Annotated in this window: 17 protein-coding genes; 2 read left to right on the top strand and 15 right to left on the bottom strand. The window is 39.7% G+C overall.

The features are described from left to right. The first annotated feature begins 21 nt into the window (after positions 1–21). Positions 22–354, top strand: coding sequence for a met regulon transcriptional regulator MetJ (gene metJ / locus FGD67_RS09330; RefSeq protein WP_077287301.1), 333 nt, complete (start codon positions 22–24; stop codon positions 352–354). A 116-nt stretch (positions 355–470) separates the two neighbouring features. Here metJ and FGD67_RS09335 read toward each other — a convergent pair whose 3' ends face one another. The 15 genes from FGD67_RS09335 to FGD67_RS09405 form a co-directional block, all read right to left on the bottom strand. After that, positions 471–884, bottom strand: coding sequence for a VOC family protein (locus FGD67_RS09335; protein WP_257174751.1), 414 nt, complete (start codon positions 882–884; stop codon positions 471–473). Between the two features lie 242 nt (positions 885–1,126). Then, the gene (ccoG, locus tag FGD67_RS09340) at positions 1,127–2,506 is read right to left on the bottom strand and encodes a cytochrome c oxidase accessory protein CcoG (protein ID WP_257174752.1); all 1,380 of its coding nucleotides are present in this window, start codon (positions 2,504–2,506) and stop codon (positions 1,127–1,129) included. Between the two features lie 191 nt (positions 2,507–2,697). Further along, positions 2,698–4,134 carry a sigma-54-dependent Fis family transcriptional regulator gene (locus FGD67_RS09345; RefSeq protein WP_257174753.1) on the bottom strand — a complete coding sequence of 479 codons (1,437 nt, stop codon included), beginning with the start codon at positions 4,132–4,134 and terminating at the stop codon, positions 2,698–2,700. Between the two features lie 234 nt (positions 4,135–4,368). After that, the gene (locus FGD67_RS09350) at positions 4,369–5,610 is read right to left on the bottom strand and encodes a malic enzyme-like NAD(P)-binding protein (RefSeq protein ID WP_257174754.1); all 1,242 of its coding nucleotides are present in this window, start codon (positions 5,608–5,610) and stop codon (positions 4,369–4,371) included. Positions 5,611–6,161: 551 nt separating this feature from the next. After that, positions 6,162–7,460: an adenylosuccinate synthase gene (locus FGD67_RS09355; protein ID WP_257174755.1), complete on the bottom strand. Its 1,299-nt coding sequence runs from the start codon at positions 7,458–7,460 to the stop codon at positions 6,162–6,164. Between the two features lie 147 nt (positions 7,461–7,607). Further along, the gene (locus FGD67_RS09360) at positions 7,608–7,793 is read right to left on the bottom strand and encodes a DUF2065 domain-containing protein (protein WP_257174756.1); all 186 of its coding nucleotides are present in this window, start codon (positions 7,791–7,793) and stop codon (positions 7,608–7,610) included. 101 nt (positions 7,794–7,894) lie between these two features. Continuing rightward, positions 7,895–8,779 (bottom strand): protease modulator HflC, encoded by an 885-nt coding sequence (gene hflC / locus FGD67_RS09365; protein ID WP_257174757.1) that lies wholly within the window; start codon positions 8,777–8,779, stop codon positions 7,895–7,897. Between the two features lie 3 nt (positions 8,780–8,782). Then, on the bottom strand, positions 8,783–9,928 hold the full coding sequence (hflK, locus tag FGD67_RS09370; RefSeq protein ID WP_257174758.1) for an FtsH protease activity modulator HflK: 1,146 nt from the start codon (positions 9,926–9,928) through the stop codon (positions 8,783–8,785). A gap of 75 nt (positions 9,929–10,003) precedes the next feature. Next, the gene (gene hflX / locus FGD67_RS09375) at positions 10,004–11,290 is read right to left on the bottom strand and encodes a ribosome rescue GTPase HflX (RefSeq protein ID WP_257174759.1); all 1,287 of its coding nucleotides are present in this window, start codon (positions 11,288–11,290) and stop codon (positions 10,004–10,006) included. Between the two features lie 33 nt (positions 11,291–11,323). Beyond that, positions 11,324–11,587 carry an RNA chaperone Hfq gene (gene hfq / locus FGD67_RS09380; RefSeq protein WP_257174760.1) on the bottom strand — a complete coding sequence of 88 codons (264 nt, stop codon included), beginning with the start codon at positions 11,585–11,587 and terminating at the stop codon, positions 11,324–11,326. A gap of 116 nt (positions 11,588–11,703) precedes the next feature. Beyond that, a complete protein-coding gene (gene miaA / locus FGD67_RS09385; RefSeq protein WP_257174761.1) occupies positions 11,704–12,660 on the bottom strand; it encodes a tRNA (adenosine(37)-N6)-dimethylallyltransferase MiaA in 957 nt (318 codons plus the stop codon). 12 nt (positions 12,661–12,672) lie between these two features. Beyond that, complete coding sequence (gene mutL / locus FGD67_RS09390; protein ID WP_257174762.1) at positions 12,673–14,631, bottom strand: DNA mismatch repair endonuclease MutL; 1,959 nt, start codon at positions 14,629–14,631, stop codon at positions 12,673–12,675. Positions 14,632–14,638: 7 nt separating this feature from the next. Then, the gene (locus FGD67_RS09395; RefSeq protein ID WP_257174763.1) at positions 14,639–15,958 is read right to left on the bottom strand and encodes an N-acetylmuramoyl-L-alanine amidase; all 1,320 of its coding nucleotides are present in this window, start codon (positions 15,956–15,958) and stop codon (positions 14,639–14,641) included. Between the two features lie 120 nt (positions 15,959–16,078). After that, positions 16,079–16,564 (bottom strand): tRNA (adenosine(37)-N6)-threonylcarbamoyltransferase complex ATPase subunit type 1 TsaE, encoded by a 486-nt coding sequence (gene tsaE, locus FGD67_RS09400; protein ID WP_257174764.1) that lies wholly within the window; start codon positions 16,562–16,564, stop codon positions 16,079–16,081. A 41-nt stretch (positions 16,565–16,605) separates the two neighbouring features. After that, positions 16,606–18,150: an NAD(P)H-hydrate dehydratase gene (locus FGD67_RS09405; protein ID WP_257174765.1), complete on the bottom strand. Its 1,545-nt coding sequence runs from the start codon at positions 18,148–18,150 to the stop codon at positions 16,606–16,608. Between FGD67_RS09405 and queG the strand changes: the two genes are divergently transcribed. Continuing rightward, positions 18,149–19,294, top strand: coding sequence for a tRNA epoxyqueuosine(34) reductase QueG (gene queG / locus FGD67_RS09410; protein ID WP_257174766.1), 1,146 nt, complete (start codon positions 18,149–18,151; stop codon positions 19,292–19,294). The two genes, FGD67_RS09405 and queG, sit on opposite strands and share 2 nt — an antisense overlap. Positions 19,295–19,297 lie beyond the last annotated feature (3 nt).

Consider the following 19,297-nt stretch of genomic DNA (forward strand, 5'->3'; position numbering starts at 1 on the left):
ATTAAGCATAGAGGAATATTCATGGCAGAGTGGAATGGCGAATATATTAACCCATACGCCGAACACGGGAAGAAAAGTGAACAAGTAAAAAAGATCACCGTGTCTATCCCTTTACGTGTGTTGAAAGTGCTAACTGATGAAAGAACACGTCGTCAGGTAAATAACCTACGTCATGCAACTAACAGTGAACTATTATGTGAAGCATTCTTACATGCTTTTACTGGCCAACCTTTGCCAGATGATGGTGACTTAGCAAAAGACAACACACAAAAATTACCCGCAAGTGTTCGTCGGGCGTTAGAAGCACAAGGCATCACTGACTTCAGTGAATACGAAGCTGAAATTGAAGATTAATCTAATCTCACAACAAGCAGATAAAAAGGCGCTGATCAGCGCCTTTTTTATTGCTTATTTTGGACCTAACTTTACGCGCCAGAGCTATAAGGTTAAAGCTATTGCCTAGAAGCAAGTTACCAACTTTCGCCGTTCAATTCGAGTAAATCCCACTTTGTACCATATAAATCTTTAAACACGACAACCGTGCCATATTCTTCAACGCGGGGCTCTTCATTAAACTCAACACCTTGAGCTTTCATCTCATGATAATCACGCCAAAAGTCATTGCTTTGCAAGAATAAAAATACTCGTCCTCCGGCTTGGTTACCCACTGATTGGCTTTGCTGTGCATTACTCGCCTTAGCAAGTAATATATTAGTGCCATTGCCGTTTGGTGGCGATATTAGCACCCAACGTTTTCCGCCGCCTAAGTCGGTGTCTTCAATAAGCTGAAAGTTCAACTTTTCGGTATAGAAGGCAATTGCGTCATCGTAATCTTCAACCACTAGGGCGATATTCGATATTCTTTGTTTGATGGTTGTCGTCATTAGTTTTACTCTTAATTGATAGTGAGTGCTATTTTTCAGTCTTTAACTATCGTTATCTGGCTATTTTACTGACAGTTTATTGGACTTTAATCAGTAGACAAGGCGCTATTTTAACGCATTTCAGGTCAAATAAATCAAAAAAAGACGCCTGTACGACGTCTTTTAAGAGCAGTGAATGATACTGGCTATACTCTTGGTATTATTGATGTTGCCAAGCGTTACTCATGCGTAAAACACGACAGCTAATTCGAGAAAAACTTAGTCACGGTTATCGCTTTAACTTCCGGTAAATCATGCACACTTACCTGTAATGACACTTCGCTTACTCGTTCTGTAACCTCCTCAGGCGTCATCGTTAAATGTACAGGCACGCTAGCTATTTCACCGCCTTTAATTAATATATGATCCGCAACACTTAAGGTAACATTATTGTTCAGGACACTGATGTCAAATTGCCGATCAATTTTCGATTTATTGGTAATTTTTAACAAATAGCTATTGGTAACATTATCCTGAAAATCGAGTTGAAATAATGCGCCACGATCACGTAATACAGAAAACTCAATTGGCACTCGTACTTGCACGGTATAAACCATAAATAGCATGGCTAATATCGATAAAATACCATAGCCAATAATTTTCGGCCTGAGCAGCTTTGCCTTTTTGCCCAATAAAGCATTTTCGCTGGTATAACTAATTAGACCTTTAGCATAATTAAACTGAGTCATAGTTTGATCACAAGCATCTGCACAGGCACCACAATTAATGCATTCATACTGCAAACCATTACGGATATCGATACCAACTGGGCAAACTTCAACACAAAGATTACAGTCGACACAGTCCCCTAAACCCAGTACTTTTGGATCTTCTTTACGTTTACGGCGGCCACGGTTTTCACCGCGTAATTTATCATAAGCCACTAACAGTGTGTTTTTATCAAACATGGCTGATTGAAAGCGTGAGTAAGGGCACATATAAATGCACATTTTTTCTCGTAAAAAGCCTGCATTGCCGTATGTACATACAGCAAAGAACAAGACCCAGAAAGTGGTTAATCCGTCCCATTGCCATTGGAAAAAATCGACATACAGTGCTCTAGCCGGTAAAAAATAACTAATAAAGGTCGTTGCGGTAAGAAATGCCATTAGCCCCCAAATAAGGTGCTTGGCAGACTTTCTCGCAAAGGTATCTAACGTGGTTGGCTGCTTATCACGTTTAATACGTTGGTTGCGACTACCTTCTAGCCATTCTTCGACCCAAATAAAGCTGAAAGTCCAGACCGTTTGCGGACAGGTATAACCACACCAAATTCGCCCTAACCACGTAGTGATAAAAAACAGTAAGTAACAACTAACAATCAACAACCCCGCTAAAAGCGTGAAGTCTTGTGGAAAAAATGTTTGTGAAAAAACATGGAATTGCTGTTTACCAATATCTAACAGTATCGCTTGGTGACCTTGAAAGTTAATCCAAGGTACCAAAATAAATAACAAAACAAAGGCTAAGCCGGTGAGTTGCCGGATTCGTTGATAGTGACCTTTTTGCTTACGAACATAAACAGGAGATTCAGACTTGTATGGCTTAATGATTAAGTCTTCTGCTTTATAATCAAACTTCATGATTTACTACTAGTACTAACCTTAGGATAATTACCAATAGCAAAATATGAACCAAGTTAGATAAGTATTATAACTTCATGTTTAATATGTGTATTTTTAAAACGAAATTAAAAGCAAAGTTTATCATAACCCACGACATATCACTGAACCACGATATATCACAGAAAAATCAAGACAAATCTGCAGATCAGTTAATTAGGTCGACTAATATGCAGTTTTTTCATTCGAGAGCGTAGTGTACTTTCCGGTAAGCCTAATTGCTTAGCTGCTCCCATTTCACCACCAATACGCCATTTACATGCCTTTAAAGTCGTTAGTATATGCTGGGCTTCAACTTGTACTAAGGTTTCTACTAGTTTTGGCACTACTGCTTTTACATTGTTTTTGAAATTAAAATTTAAAATCGATGCAGAGGTTAAAATCATTTCACGCTCCAGCACATTTTGTAATTCACGAATATTACCAGGCCATTGATAGTGCATAAGTTGTGTTAAGCTGCGATTACTGATCGCACTGATGTTTTTCCCCAACTTTGTATTTAATGTGCTAATAATCGCTTGCGATAAAAGTGGAATGTCTTCTTGGCGTTCACGCAGCGGTGGTACAGTAACAGGAAAAACATTTAAACGATAAAATAGGTCAATTCTAAATGTGCTACTTGCGATCATCGCTGATAAGTCGCGATTGGTAGCAGCAATAATGCGTATATTCACCTTGATGGTTTCACTTCCACCTACCCTTTCAAATTCTTGCTCTTGTAATACTCGCAACAATTTTCCTTGCGCCTCCATTGACAGCTCACCAATTTCATCCAAAAATAGTGTGCCATCATTGGCCAATTCAAAACGCCCTTTACGACGTTCCATAGCACCAGTAAAGGCGCCTTTTTCGTGACCAAAAAGCTCTGACTCCAACAAACTTGGTGTAAAGGCTGCACAATTAACTTTCACCATAGTAGAGTTTTTACGTTGGCTCAGGGCATGAATATTACGGGCAACAAGTTCTTTACCCGTACCATTTTCACCCAAAATCAACACCGTACTATCTGTTTGTGCCACTAGCTCAACTTGTGACAGCATTTGTCTGACAATTGCGCTTTTACCCACCAACCCTGCTGACGACCACTCTTGGGCTAATTCATTTTGTAAATAGGTATTTTCAGCTTTAAGTTGTTCGGTAAGCGACTGCACGTTTTCTAAAGCACTGCGCAATGCTAACTCAATTTGTTGTTGCTGACTTACATCACGAAAGACCGCAACAGCACCGATAAGATGATTATTTTTATAGACCGCTTGTGTGGTGTATTCAACCGGAAAATTACTACCATCTTTGCGCCAAAACACCTCACCAGTGACTTGTCGAGAGATACCATCAACCGCGGTATTGAAGATTTTACAATCGCAAGCAGGATAGGGCTCGCCATTACTATAACTGTGATGGTGAAATTGATGAATGTTCTTTCCGAGCAATTCAGCAGAGGTCCAGCCTGTCATAGCTTCTGCGGCCGGATTAATGAAAATAGCACGACCTTGTGCATCTAAGCCATAAATGCCTTCACCAACCGCATTGAGCAATAATTCTGAGTCAGCAAGGTAGGCTTTAATTTCTTGATTCATTTCATTCGTCATCAATAACTTTACTCTTAAAAATAGGGCCACGATATTTCGAGGGTATTATGATGGATATTCAGTCAATGTAAAAGCCATCACTTAATTGATTAGTTATTTGTTGAAGTGAGCACGCATTTATTTATCAACGATATTTATACCAATTAGCCGCTGGTTATAACGAACACTAAAAAGGGAAGCATTACGCTTCCCTTGTCAATAATTGAATACTTTCAAATTTTATCTATTAGCGGTTTAGCCGTTATAGTTCTCTGGCATTTCCAAAGCAGCGACACCTGAGTCTACCGCCGCTTGCGCAACGGCAATAGCCACCGCTGAGCGTAAACGAGAATCCATTGGCTTAGGAATAATATAATTTTTACCAAAGACTAAACTTTTACTATCACTCGCCGCTAGAACTTCCGCCGGAACTTCTTCTTTCGCTAAAGTACAAATAGCATGTACGGCAGCAATTTTCATTTCATCATTTATCGTACGTGCACGTACATCTAAGGCACCACGGAAAATAAAAGGAAAACAAAGCACGTTATTCACTTGGTTTGGATAATCAGAACGTCCGGTAGCAATAATTAAATCATCGCGGGTGGCTAGTGCTAGTTCGGGCTTAATTTCAGGATCTGGATTAGAACAAGCAAAAATAACTGGCTTAGCGGCCATTAATTTTACCTGCTCAGCCGAAAGTACGTTAGGTCCAGATACGCCAACAAATACGTCAGCACCATCAATAGCTTCATCTAATGTGCGCTTATCGGTATTATTAGCAAACAATTTTTTATATTCATTTAGATCGTCACGACGGGTATGAATAACCCCTTTAGTGTCAAGCATGTAAATTTTTTCACGTTGCGCACCGCACTTAATCAATAATTCCATACAAGCAATTGCCGCTGCACCTGCGCCCATACAAACGATATTAGCATGGCGAAGTTCTTTACCTTGAATTTCAAGCGCATTAATCATACCTGCAGCTGTGACAATAGCAGTACCGTGTTGGTCATCATGAAATACCGGTACTTTACAGCGTTCAATTAACGCCTTTTCAATGGCAAAACACTCAGGTGCTTTGATATCTTCCAAGTTTATGCCACCAAAACTGTCAGCGATATTGGCTACGGTATTAACAAAGTCTTCAACGGTTTTATGTTTTACTTCAATATCAAAAGAGTTGATACCAGCAAAGCGTTTAAACAATAAAGCTTTACCTTCCATAACAGGTTTAGACGCCATTGGCCCTAAGTTGCCTAAACCTAAAATAGCGGTACCATTGGTGATCACAGCAACGGTATTACCTTTACCAGTATATTTATAAACATCATCAGGGTTTGCCGCAATAGCGCGAACAGGCTCGGCAACACCCGGGCTATACGCGAGCGAGAGATCATAGCTGGTTTCAGCTGGAGTCGTTAATTCAACACTAATTTTTCCCGGGGTTGGGTAAGCGTGATAATCAAGTGCTTGTTGACGAAGATCTGTCATGTTCATTCCTAATAAGTGAGGCTAATGGGTGAGTTTGGTTCGGTATTAATGTTGCCGTTGCAATAATTCATGATGGTTATATTCATTATCATGATTTTATATGTTATTGCAATGTGCTTGCTAATTTCAAGCTATTTTGTATATATTAATTCGCTACAAGCTATAAGCAATATAGCCTTAGCTGTTCCATATTTCACATTACTTAGCTGAATATTCAGCATAAAGCGCTGACTATTCATCGTAAAATGCCCCGTATGTTGCTTGAATAAGTTATAAGTGGCTTAAGGAGCAAGCATGAACTTAAAATGCTTGTTTTAGTTATGCTTAATATCATTTCATGACAGATAGCAGAAGTTAGCGACTATTTAGTTATTTCTCCTTCAAACCTTAACGTTAAACTGGTCAACCTGGTGAGTTTAAAAATACTCTATTTGATACAAGATACTGGCTTGTTACACTTCGTACTTATCTGGATAAATAAATAATTTTAGGCATAAAAAAACCACCTAAAAGGTGGTTTTTAAAAAGAAATTAAAACGGTGAAAATTTAATTATTCGTCAAATGGATTAACTAAAATCATAGTTTCAACACGATCTGGACCGGTAGAAATAATATCTACAGGTACGCCAGTCACTTCTTCAATGCGTTTAATGTACGCAATAGCATTTGCTGGTAAAGCATCCACACTAGTAGCGCCAACAGTTGATTCGCTCCAACCTGGCATTTCTTCATATACTGGGGTGATTTTTTCGTAACCTTCAGCGGCTGTTGGTGGCACAGTGATCACATCACCCTCTGCCGTTTTATAACCGATACAGATTTTTAACGTTTCTAAACCATCTAAAACATCAAGCTTAGTTAAGCAAAAACCAGTGATACTATTTACTTGTACAGCACGGTGCATTGCAACAGCATCGAACCAACCACAACGACGTTCACGGCCAGTAGTCGCGCCAAATTCATGGCCTACAGTACCTAAGTGATGACCAACTTCGTCATCTAGCTCAGTTGGGAATGGACCTGAACCAACACGTGTTGTGTATGCTTTAGTGATGCCAAGTACGTAATCTAAGTAAAGTGGACCAAAACCACTACCCGTAGCTACGCCACCAACAGTTGTATTAGACGAAGTTACATATGGGTATGTACCGTGGTCAATATCAAGTAACGTGCCTTGAGCACCTTCAAACATGATAGATTCGCCCGCTTTACGCGCTTGATCTAACATTTCAGAGATATCAGCAACCATACCTTTAATAACTTCAGCAACAGCCATTGCATCTTTAAGCACTTCTTCGTAGCTTACTGGCTCAGCTTTGTAATATTCGGTTAATACGAAGTTATGGTATTCCATAATTTCTTTTAACTTTGCGGCAAATGACTCTGCACAAAATAAATCACCAACACGTAAACCACGGCGAGCAGCTTTATCTTCGTAAGCTGGACCAATACCACGACCTGTAGTACCGATAGCTTTGCTACCACGGGCTTTTTCACGAGCTGCATCTAAAGCATTGTGGTAAGGAAGAATTAACGGACAAGCATCGCTAATTAAAAGACGTTCACGTACCGGGACGCCACGCTCTTCTAACATTGCCATTTCTGTCATCAGGGCTTTAGGACAAAGAACAACACCGTTACCGATTAAACATTTTACGTTATCACGTAATACGCCTGATGGAATAAGGTGTAAAACGGTTTTTTCACCGTTAATGACTAGTGTATGACCAGCATTGTGGCCACCTTGATAGCGCACTACATATTTTGCTTTATCAGTAAGTAAGTCAACGACTTTACCTTTACCTTCGTCACCCCATTGGGTGCCTAGAACTACGACGTTTTTACCCATGTTCACATATTGGTAGGAAAATTAGGCGGGGATTCTATCAAATATCAATATTGAGTCCAAGTAATAATTGTTGATTTTTAACGCGTTATAAAAAAAGCTATTGATAGCTTAGGGTTAGCAAGACAATTAATTTAGCTTAGAATCGCCTTAATTGACTGCCCAGAGTAATAAAGCGCCGATCAGTAGCAAAAAAATTCCTACTTGCCGAATAGCAGCGACTGGCTCATTAGCTAACTTTAGAACATAAGCTCGCCATTTGTTTGGAAAAAGTGCAGGGATTAAGCCTTCAAGAATAAAAGCAATTGCGAGTGCCATCAGTAAGGTAGAGATCATATTTCACCTGGTCATTTATCAGTTTTAGCAATTTATTAGCCATTAAATACAAAAAAGCCATGACAAGGTCATGGCTTTTCAATCACGAATTAACTTAAAAGTTACTTCGCTTTTTTAGCATCTTTTAGATAATTAAAAAAGTCACTATCCGGTTTAACGACTAAGATATCACTCTTCGAGCTAAAGCTTTTTTCATAAGCTTCAAGACTACGGAAGAAGTTATAAAATTCAGCGTCTTGGCTATATGAGTCAGCATAAACTTTCGCTGCTAAGGCATCACCTTCACCACGAATTTCTTGTGCGCTCTTTTGTGCTGTCGCTAACATTACCGTCACTTTTGCATCAATTGTTGCACGAATGATTTCAGCTTGCTCTTGACCTTGTGAGCGATGTTCTTTCGCTACCGCAGTACGTTCAGCACGCATACGTTCATATATCGAGTTACTAACTTCGGTCGGAAGATTAATCGCTTTAATACGAACATCAATCACTTCAATACCTAAGTCTTCACGGCTGCTTTCAGCACTTTCTAATGCTTTAGCCATGATGTCATCACGATCGCCAGAAACAATTTCTTTAATGGTACGGGTACCAATTTCTGTACGTAGACCATTATTAACTTTCTGTTTTAATAACGCTCGAGCATTCTCAATTGAGCCTGAGGTACGTAAGTAGTAGGTTGAAAAATTAACGATGCGCCATTTAACAAATGAGTCGACCATTAAATCTTTCTTTTCAGATGTTACAAAACGATCGGCTGCTTCATCTAAGGTTTGAATACGGGCATCAATTTTACGTACGGTGTTAATAAAAGGAAATTTAAAGTGTAAACCAGGTTCATACACTTTCATATCACCCGTATCACCATCACGTTTAATTTTTGAAAATTGAAAGACAATGCCACGCTGACCTTCAAAAACAACAAAAACAGACGATACCGTTAGTACAAATATTAAGGCTATGATTGCCAATAAAAAATTCTTCATGGCTTAATCTCTCCCATTATTGAAACGATCATTACGACCGGATAACGTTGGTGACGTATTATTACCATTTGAAGTTTGGTTTACTGTCGGTGTTGACTGTTGAATAACACGTTGATTACCAGATTGTTGTTGCATAATCTTATCTAGTGGTAAGTAAATCATGTTATTGCCACCATCAACATCCACCATCACTTTGCTGGTATTGCTGTAAACGTTTTCCATCGACTTTAAATACATACGCTGACGGGTAACTTCTGGTGCTGCTAGGTATTCAGGTAACAGCTTGTTAAAACGAGCAACATCACCTTCAGCATCAAGTAGAATTTGTGCTTTATAAGCTAAAGCTTCTTGCTCTAAACGTTTAACACGGCCACGGGCACGAGGTTCAATCCCTCGAGCATAAGCTTCGGCTTCACGTAAAAAGCGCACTTCATCTTCTTGTGCAGAAATAGCATCATCAAAAGCGTCTTTCACTTCTTCAGGGGGACGAGCATCTTTAAAGTTAACATCGACAACAATTAAACCTAAGTTGTAAGGCTCAATTATTTTTTCTAGTTCTTGCCATACCGCTTGACGTACTTCTTCACGTCCACTGGTCAAAATGTCATCCATTTTTGCGTGACCAATAACATAACGTAAAGCACTATCAAGTGATTCACTTAAACTTTCATCTGCGTTAGTAACACTAAAAATGTAGTTACGCGCGTCAACAACACGGTATTGAATTTCCATCTCAACACGCACAACATTCTCGTCTTTGGTTAACATAAAACCTGAAGATGGAAGGTTACGTGTGGTTTGCATATCAACGGGAATAATACGGTCAACAAAAGTCCATTTCCAGCTCAAGCCAGGCTCAATCATGCCAGCATATTGACCAAAGCGTAAAACGATACCTTTTTCAGCCTCTTTAATGGTATAAAAACCGTTAAAGGCATAAACTAAAATCGCCACAACAAGCAATATCATGATGCCAATGCTAGAAAAGTTTTTCCCAGAACCGCCTCCTGATTTTTTGCCACCAAAAATACCGCCAAATTTATTGCCGATATCTTTTAATAAATCGTCTAAATCAGGTGGGCCTTGATTTTTGCCACCTTTATTTTTCCAGGGATCTTTATCATTATTCCCCGGTTCATTCCAAGCCATGCTACTCTCCGCTATAAAAAATTAATGCGCTAACTGCTATATAAACGATAAAACACTGCCTAATATATCAGTCTGTTACGTTTGAATAAAGTGCTCTATTCCTGCTTCATCTTGTTTTAGTAATTGATTCCATTCTCGAACCGGTAACTTTATCGCTAATAAACAATTACCCTTGTCGTCATAATACTCATCAGTAATACAATTTAATTGATAAAGTTGACCACGAAGTTTACCTGCACTCGGCGGTAAACAGAGTGAATGCTTAATGATTTGTTTGCCTAGACGTTCGGCAAGTGCAGTAAATAAAAGTTCAATACCTACACCTTGCTGCGCCGACAACCAAACTCGAATCGGTAAGCCTTGCTCATCACGATCAATTCTAGGTTCCACATCATCTAATCGGTCAATTTTATTGCAAATCAATAGCTGTGGAACATCACCCGCTTCTATTTCTTTTAACACTTCATCTACTTGTTCAATATTTTCACTGCGTCGTTCATCAGCGATATCAATCACATGTAGTAATAATTCTGCTTCTCGGGTTTCTGTCAACGTCGCTTTAAACGCAGCCACTAAATCATGTGGCAGATGACGAATAAACCCAACGGTATCAGCAAGAATAACACGGCCGACCTCATCAACTTCAATTTTACGTAATGTTGGATCTAAGGTAGCAAAGAGTTGATCTGCTGCATAAACATCCGCCTGAGTTATGTTATTAAACAAGGTTGATTTACCAGCATTGGTATAACCAACTAAAGACACGGTTGGGATCTCAGCTCGATTTCTCGCCCGACGCCCTTGTTGTCTTTGCTTTTCCACTTTTTCTAAACGTTTGCGAATATTAACCATGCGCTCACGTAACAAACGCCTATCTGTTTCAAGCTGAGTTTCACCCGGCCCACGTAAACCAATACCACCTTTCTGGCGCTCTAAGTGAGTCCAACCGCGTATCAGTCGGGTACTGATATGGCGTAACTGTGCCAATTCTACTTGTAATTTACCTTCATGCGTGCGAGCGCGCTGGGCAAAAATATCTAAAATCAAGGTGGTACGATCAACAACTCTGCATTCACACAGCGCTTCAATATTTTTTTCCTGAGATGGCGATAAACTATGATTAAACAAGACAATATTTGCATCAAACATACGTACAGCGTCGGCAACTTCTTGCACTTTACCTGTACCAGCAAAATATTTCGGATGCGGTGTTGCGCGTTTACCTGTAATCGTATTTAACGCTGTTATCCCAGCAGAATCTACAAGCATTTCGAACTCTTGCAGATCTTCACTGGTATTATCATCTGGAAAGTCTAAATGAACAAGTATCGCCTGCTCACCTGCTTGATATCTATCAAACAAATGAGCGACTCCATACAATACTAGCTTTTGCCATTAATCTTCTGAATCCTGATTGTAGCCTGGTTGATTGGCTTGTGGGGCTGGCATAGTAGATACTGCTCGCGCTGGTACTACCGTAGAGATAGCGTGTTTATATACCATTTGACTTACGGTGTTTTTAAGTAAAATCACAAATTGATCAAATGATTCTACTTGCCCTTGTAGTTTGATGCCATTAACTAGGTATATTGCTACTGGAATGCGATCACGACGTAACGCGTTCAAAAATGGGTCTTGTAAAGATTGCCCCTTTGCCATTATTTGGCCCCTTTTGTTATTTTTAGGTAAAGTTAAATATTCATTTCAATTTTTATTAAAATTATTCAATAAAACTAGTTGCTTAATGCACAACTATTTTAATTATACATCAATGTCTAAACTTTGCTTACTGCCGATAAAATAACTTGTAAATTATTTTCATCTTCCATATGCAACCATTGTAAGTTTTGCCAACTTCGTAGCCATGTTAATTGTCGTTTGGCTAATTGGCGAGTTGCACAAACACCTTTGAAAATCATTTCATCATGAGCATAATCACCTTGCAAGTGTTGCCACATTTGACGATAACCAACACAACGCATTGAAGGTAAATTTAAGTGCAAATCGCCTCTTTGTTTTAAGGCAATAACTTCTTGTTTAAAATCTTGCTCGATCATTTGCTGAAAACGTAACTCAATTCGCGCATGTAAATCACTTCGCTCTTTTGGTGCTATGGCGAACTGTAAAACATTTCCACTGACTTTATCACCTTTTGTTTCAGTCAATTGTGTCAAAGTGTGACCTGTTTTTCGATACACCTCAATTGCTCGGGCGAGTCGTTGTGGATCATTGGGATGAATACGTTCTGCAGATACTGGATCAAAGCTCTGTAACTCTGCATGCAGCGCAAGCCAACCTTTATCTGCAGCTTCTAACGCTATACTTTTCCGTATATTTTCATCAGCTTCTGGAAGTGGCGAAATTCCATCAATTAAGCTCTTAAAGTACATCATAGTACCGCCCACCAATAAAGGTATTCGGCCATTCTCACGACTTTTCGCTATAGCTTTTAAGGCATCTTGACAAAAATCGGCAGCAGAATAAATCTCACTTGGATCTCTGATATCGATCAATTGGTGCGGGTACGCGGCTAATTCTTCTGCCGTAGGTTTAGCCGTACCTATATCCATACCTTTAAACACTAACGCTGAATCAACACTAATAATGTCACAGGGTAACGCATCATATAACGCCATCGCCAAAGCTGTTTTGCCTGAGGCTGTTGGCCCCATTAAACAAATAACAGGCGGCTGATTAGCATCAATATGTTGTTGGTTTAGCACGTTAGTCATTACCGCTATTTTTTACTTTAACTCATTTATAGAAGATGTGAGGTCTAGGGCAACAGAATTCAAGCGTAGTTGTTGTTCAAATTGACAATTAAAATGCTTTTGTGCATTCCGCCAAATTTGTAACGCATGTGTTTGGCTACTTTCCTCACTGAGCATAAGCTCAGCTAATGCCATTTGCCAGTCAATATCTGCATGTACATCATCATTATTCTCAACATCTAACTGCTTAATTAATCTATCAAAACTATTAGTAACATCTTTATTTCGCAATAAAGCGGGAAATTGTCGAATTTGTAATTTATGGTTATTTAACGGTTGAATATCCATACCAATATGTTGGAATTGCTCAGTATTAAGTTGGACAAATTTTGCCACTTTTTCACTGGCCGCTATTTTTATCGGCAATAATAGTGGCTGGCTAACCAGTTTTTCATGCCAGCGCTGCTTAATCGTTTGCAGCTTTAGTAATAACTCAATTTTTTTAACTGAGAGTAAACGTAAGCTTTGCTGTTGTTGAAATAACAAATAATGCGGCGCCTGCCAGAACAATACTTTTGTTGTTTCTGTCATTTCATCTTCAGTGCTAGCGGCTATCACAGCAGGAATAACTTGAGCCATCGTACTATCAGCTTCCGCTGTTATCTCAGGCTCAGTTATCTGTGAGTCAAGCGCTAGCGGTGTCATTAAATCGCTGTAGGCTTTGCTGGCTTGTGGGGGTATTTTAGTTGAATAGCTTTGGGCATTTGCTCTGTTTGTATAACCATTAGCACGCAAGGCTGCATAATTAGTGGATAATTCAGCGCTTTGATTCGTTGATTGACCATGACTTGTTGTATAGTTTTGCTGACCACTAGCGGTACCGGCCCGCAAAGGCGTTACAAAGCTACTATCTTGATCGGTATACTGCTGCGATGCTTCATGCGCACTTTCAGCGTCTATTATTTCACCCGTACCATGATCAACATTAAGTTCTAGCTCATTTTTCAATGCTTTATTACACACTGAATAGATAAAGTCATGAACATAACGGCCTTGATGAAAACGCACTTCATGCTTAGCCGGATGCACATTAACATCAACCTCATGAAAATCAAGTTTCAAAAATAACACGAATGCTGGGTAAGCATCGCTAGGCAGTAAGTCGGCATAAGCTTGACGAATAGCATGATTAATTAACTTATCACGCATCATGCGCTCATTAACATAGCTATAACTTAAGTCATTTTGGTTACGATAAAAGCTAGGTTGCGCAATCCAGCCATGTAAATGTAGCCCCTCGTGCTCACAATCAACTTCAATGGCATTATCAATAAATTTTTGGCCACAAACCTGGGCAACACGTTTACTGCGTTGAATTGACGAATTAGCGACACGAAATTGCTTAACGACTTTATGGTTATGAGTAAGAACGAAAGTAATATCAAAATGCGCTAAGGCGATACGCTTAATAACTTCTTCAATATGAGCAAATTCTGTTTTTTCAGTACGTAAAAATTTTCGTCTCGCCGGGGTGTTAAAAAATAAATCACTAACATCTATGGTAGTCCCCTTAGGGTGAGCCGCAGGCTTGACCGACACCGCCATATCACGTCCTTCGGCGTTCGCTTGCCATGCCGAGCTTTGTAATTCAGGTTTCGAAGTCAAGGTTAAACGAGCAACGGAGCTAATACTAGCAAGAGCCTCACCACGAAACCCCAAACTACTAATGGCTTCCAGATCATCAAGATCTTTAATTTTACTGGTGGCATGTCGGCTCAACGCTAAAGCTAATTCATCTTTAGCAATGCCCTTACCATCATCACTAATACGAATTCGCTTTGCGCCACCTTTTTCGATATCAATTTTGATCATTGTCGCACCAGCATCAATACTGTTTTCAACCAGCTCTTTGACGACAGAAGCCGGACGTTCAACAACTTCGCCTGCGGCAATTTGGTTAGCGAGGCGAGCTGGTAAGATTGCAATGGTCATACGAGGATTAATCTGCCTGTGGTATTTTTAATGTTTGGCCAATTCTGACAACATTAGATTTGAGATTGTTAGCCGACTTTAATTGATTGACTGAAATTTTATAACGTTGTGCAACAACAGACAGTGATTCTCCACTGCTAATTTTATGCTCTCGGACACGTGCTTTAGCAACGAGTGTGCCATCAGGTGCATTATGAGCAAAGTAATCATCAATTGCGGTATATATTGCTTTCGCCAACTTCTGCTGATGCTGAGTGTTGTTTAAACGCTTTTCTTCTTGTGGATTAGAAATAAAGCCGGTTTCAATTAATACTGATGGAATATCTGAAGATTTCAACACGGCTAAACTCAAACGTTCAGGTTTCTTTTTATGTAGTTTCGTTACTTTTTTCAGTTGCTTAACAACATGTTCAGCAAAGTCATAGCTGCTCGCCATGGTGTATTCTTTCTTCATATCGGCCAGTGCTATAGCTAAGTTATTATCCTTAGTATTTCTAATGGTTTCTCCGGCACCGCCTAATAGCTCGGAATTTTTTTCTCGATTCTCGATCCAACGAGTAAATTCTGAATCTGCACGACGAGTTGCTTGTACTAATACAGAGGCACCATTAGGTTTGGACGATGTAAAGGCATCCGCATGGATAGAAATCAGTAAATCCGCCTTAGATTTTCTTGCTAATTCGGTTTTCCGATTGTGGTCAACATAGTAGTCGCCGCTGCGGATCATCACCGCTTTTAGCCCTGGTTTTTTATCGATTAAATCAGCCAGTTTTTGTGCTATTTTTAATGTAACACGTTTCTCGTAAGTACCTGCCGCGCCGATAGAACCGGGATCTTCACCGCCATGACCGGCAACAATCGCAATAACAATATCGCGTTTACCTTGGTTGTTATCATGCTTCTCAATATGCTGGCTTTTTTTATCATAGAGATCAATGACCAAACGATCACCATATTGCCCTGCCGGTGCCAGTGGAAAAACCGAAATTCTAAAGTCTTCAGCTAATTCAAGCACTAAACGTGTACTGCCTTTTGTTTTTGAAGTACTGGTACGAATTTTTTTTACTCGACGATCAGCATTAATCGCCGACATCAAGGCAGCATTATTCTTACTATTTTTAAAATCTATCACTAAGCGGTGAGGCGACTGTAAAGGGAAATATTTAAAATCAGGCTTTCCACTGAGGTCAAAAACAATACGGGTATTTTCTGGCGCCGGCCATATCCGCACACTATCAATACTATTACTGGCATAAGTAACAGCCACTAAGCCGAAGCAAAGCACAAATACAGTCAGTGATTGTTTTATATAACTCGCTAAACGCATTAAATTTATTACCTCTACAAAGACACTACTTGAAATAACTCATTTACTGGTTATTTTTCTAATTATATTTTTCAACTGTACTGCACGCCATACGCACCCACTATCGATATTTAGTATTGACTACTTCACTAACCTCGACAATAAACGCTCACCTAAAGCCGTTTTAGCGTGCAAAAGAATTTGTCGTTGCTCGTCATGGTAGGCTAAATCTATAATTATATCTGGTGCGGGTAACATACCTTGACCTTTTTCAGGCCACTCAATAAAACTGCAACTGCTATTATTAAAATAATCCCGAATACCCATGTATTCTAATTCTTCAGCATCAGCTAAACGATATAAATCAAAATGATAGACTTGCCACTCAGGTAAATCATAGGGTTCAACTAAGGTATAGGTTGGACTTTTAACATGACCTATATGCCCCATCCCTTGTACAAAGCCGCGTGTTAAGGTGGTTTTTCCTGCCCCGAGATCGCCATTTAAAAAAACAACAACCCCTTGTTTCAGTTCGTTTTTTACAATATCAGCGAGTTGATTTCCCATGGCTATTGTTGCCAATTCATCTGCTAATATAAAACTTTGTTTTATCGTAAAATCATTCATCGTATCGTTATTACTTCTAAAGTATCGCATCTATAGCGTAATTACCATTGGTTAATTAGCCGTTGAATTTCGGGCGCTAAATCACTCGCCAACAAGCCTATTTGACCATGCTTTTGGGCAATAATATCAGCTGCAAGGCCATGAATATAGACACCTAAGCGTGCGGCACTCAATATATCACCCGTTTGTAAAATTAGCGCGCCAATGATACCACTGAGTACATCACCCATTCCACCACTTGCCATACCCGGATTACCGGTACTATTAATCCAAGTGATATTGCCATCAGATATCAATGTACCCGCACCTTTAAGCACGCATATACCACCATATTGTTGAGCAATTTTTTTCACCGCTGAAAAGCGGTCCGCTTCAATTTCTGCTATCGAACAAGCCAATAAAGCTGCTGCTTCCCCTGGATGAGGGGTTAATATCCATTGACTATTTTTTGATGGTTTTTCTGCCAATAATCTTAAAGCATCAGCATCGATAACTTTAGGCTGAGGTAATTGAATAACAAAATCAAATAACGCTAGTGACCAAGTATCTTGCCCTAAACCAGGCCCCAGTATAATGCTTTTGGCTTTCTCAATAACTGGCGAACAACTCAAGGCCTGTACTGAATTTGCTGCTATCATCAATTCAGGTCGTCGAGTCAATAGGGTTGTCCGAGACATTTCATGGCAACAAACGCTAACCAGTGATGCACCTGAACGCAATGCTGCTTCAGCGGCTAAACAAATTGCCCCTGTATAAGCATGGCTCCCTCCTACCGCCAATAACAATCCAACATGCCCTTTATGACTGCAAGGTAGACGTGGGGGTATGACCGGTAAATTTTTCTTGTTTTGTACAAAGCAAACCGCTTTAGTTACCTGAGCTAATGCCTGATTAATACCCAAAGGTTCTAGCTGTAAATTACCAACATAATTCGCCGCTTGTCCGCTTAATAAACCTTGTTTATAAGCTATCAGTGTAACCGTTAATGTTGCCTTTACTGCTACTGTCGATACTGTACCTAAGTCAGCATTAAGGCCTGAAGGTACATCGACGGATACCCGAGGACAAGGCACATTATTGATCTCTGAGATTAATTGCAGGTATGACGACGATAACGATCCATTAAAACCAATACCAAATAAGCAATCTATTAGTAAATCTCCTTGAAAATTTTTAACTGCTTGTTGAATTGATTCAACATCCCGATAAAAAGTTATGTTTACTGGGCAATCGTCAAGTTGATTAAGTGCCTGTTGAGCATTATCAACAATTGATTCTCTCATACCATTAACCAGAACGGTTACCGCTAGGCCTGCCTGGTGCGCCAATTTCGCGATAATATAACCATCACCGCCATTGTTACCTTTGCCGCAAATAATCACTAGCTCGCGAGCCGTAGGATATTTAGCTAATATTTGTTGGAAAACAGCCGTTCCAGCCCGTTGCATTAATTGCCATAAGTTAATCCCTATCACTTGCGCTGCATCAGCTTCATAGCGCTGTAGTTGATTAACCTTATAAGCATGATGTGTTAAACTTGTCGACACTTGCAATACCACCTTATCGTTTGAACATTCGGCTACCATGACTACACCTGCTATTAACTATCAAGATTTAACAGAAAAAATCAAGCTTTGGGGTCAAGAACTTGGTTTTTCACAAGTAGGCATCAGCGATGTTGACTTATCTAAACATGAAGCCGCGCTAACACGCTGGTTAGAAAATGATTATCACGGCAATATGGATTATATGGCGCGTCATGGTTTAATGCGAGCAAGAGCGCCTGAGCTAGTAGAGGGTACCCTTAATGTGATCAGTGTTCGCATGGACTACTTACCCACTGACGCCAAATTTGCGCGCATTTTAAAAAATAAAGACCATGCCTATATCAGTCGCTATGCATTAGGACGCGATTACCACAAACTCATGCGTAAACGTCTAAAGCAACTCGGTGAAAAAATTAAAGCCCATTGTGAAAACTTTAATTACCGTCCTTTTGTTGATTCTGCCCCCATACTTGAAAGGCCGTTAGCAGAAAAAGCTGGTTTAGGCTGGGTAGGTAAACATTCCTTATTGATCAACAAACAAGCAGGCTCATGGTTTTTTCTCGGTGAGCTACTCGTTGATTTACCGTTAATACCTGACACTAAGCCAGAAAACGATTGCGGCACTTGCGTCGCTTGTATAAAAATTTGTCCAACACAAGCTATTGTCGAGCCTTATGTTGTTGATGCGAGACGTTGTATTTCCTACTTAACAATAGAATTACGTGATGCTATTCCTGTCGAGTTTCGGCCACTCATCGGCAATAGAATTTATGGTTGTGATGACTGCCAACTGATTTGTCCATGGAATAAGTTTGCAAAACTTGGCAGCGAAGATGATTTTAAGCCTCGACAAAATTTAGATAATATTGCTTTACTGACATTATTTGCTTGGGACGAGAAAACATTTCTAAACAAAACCGAAGGTTCACCCATTCGTCGTATTGGTTTTCAATGTTGGCAACGTAATATTGCCGTTGCGTTGGGTAATGCCAATTTTTCAGTGCAAAATAGCGAGGCATTAACCGAGAAGCTTAACAACGCAGAGCCAATGGTCGCCGAGCATATTGAATGGGCACTCGCTCAGCAAAAATTAAAGCAACAAGCATTAAATAAAGATAAAAATTTACGTTTAACTGCACGGTTAATTCGCTCGGTTGAAAAAGGTATGCCGCGTGATGCCTAAGTA

The sequence above is a fragment of the Colwellia sp. M166 genome (genome assembly GCF_024585285.1).
Classification (GTDB): domain Bacteria; phylum Pseudomonadota; class Gammaproteobacteria; order Enterobacterales; family Alteromonadaceae; genus Cognaticolwellia.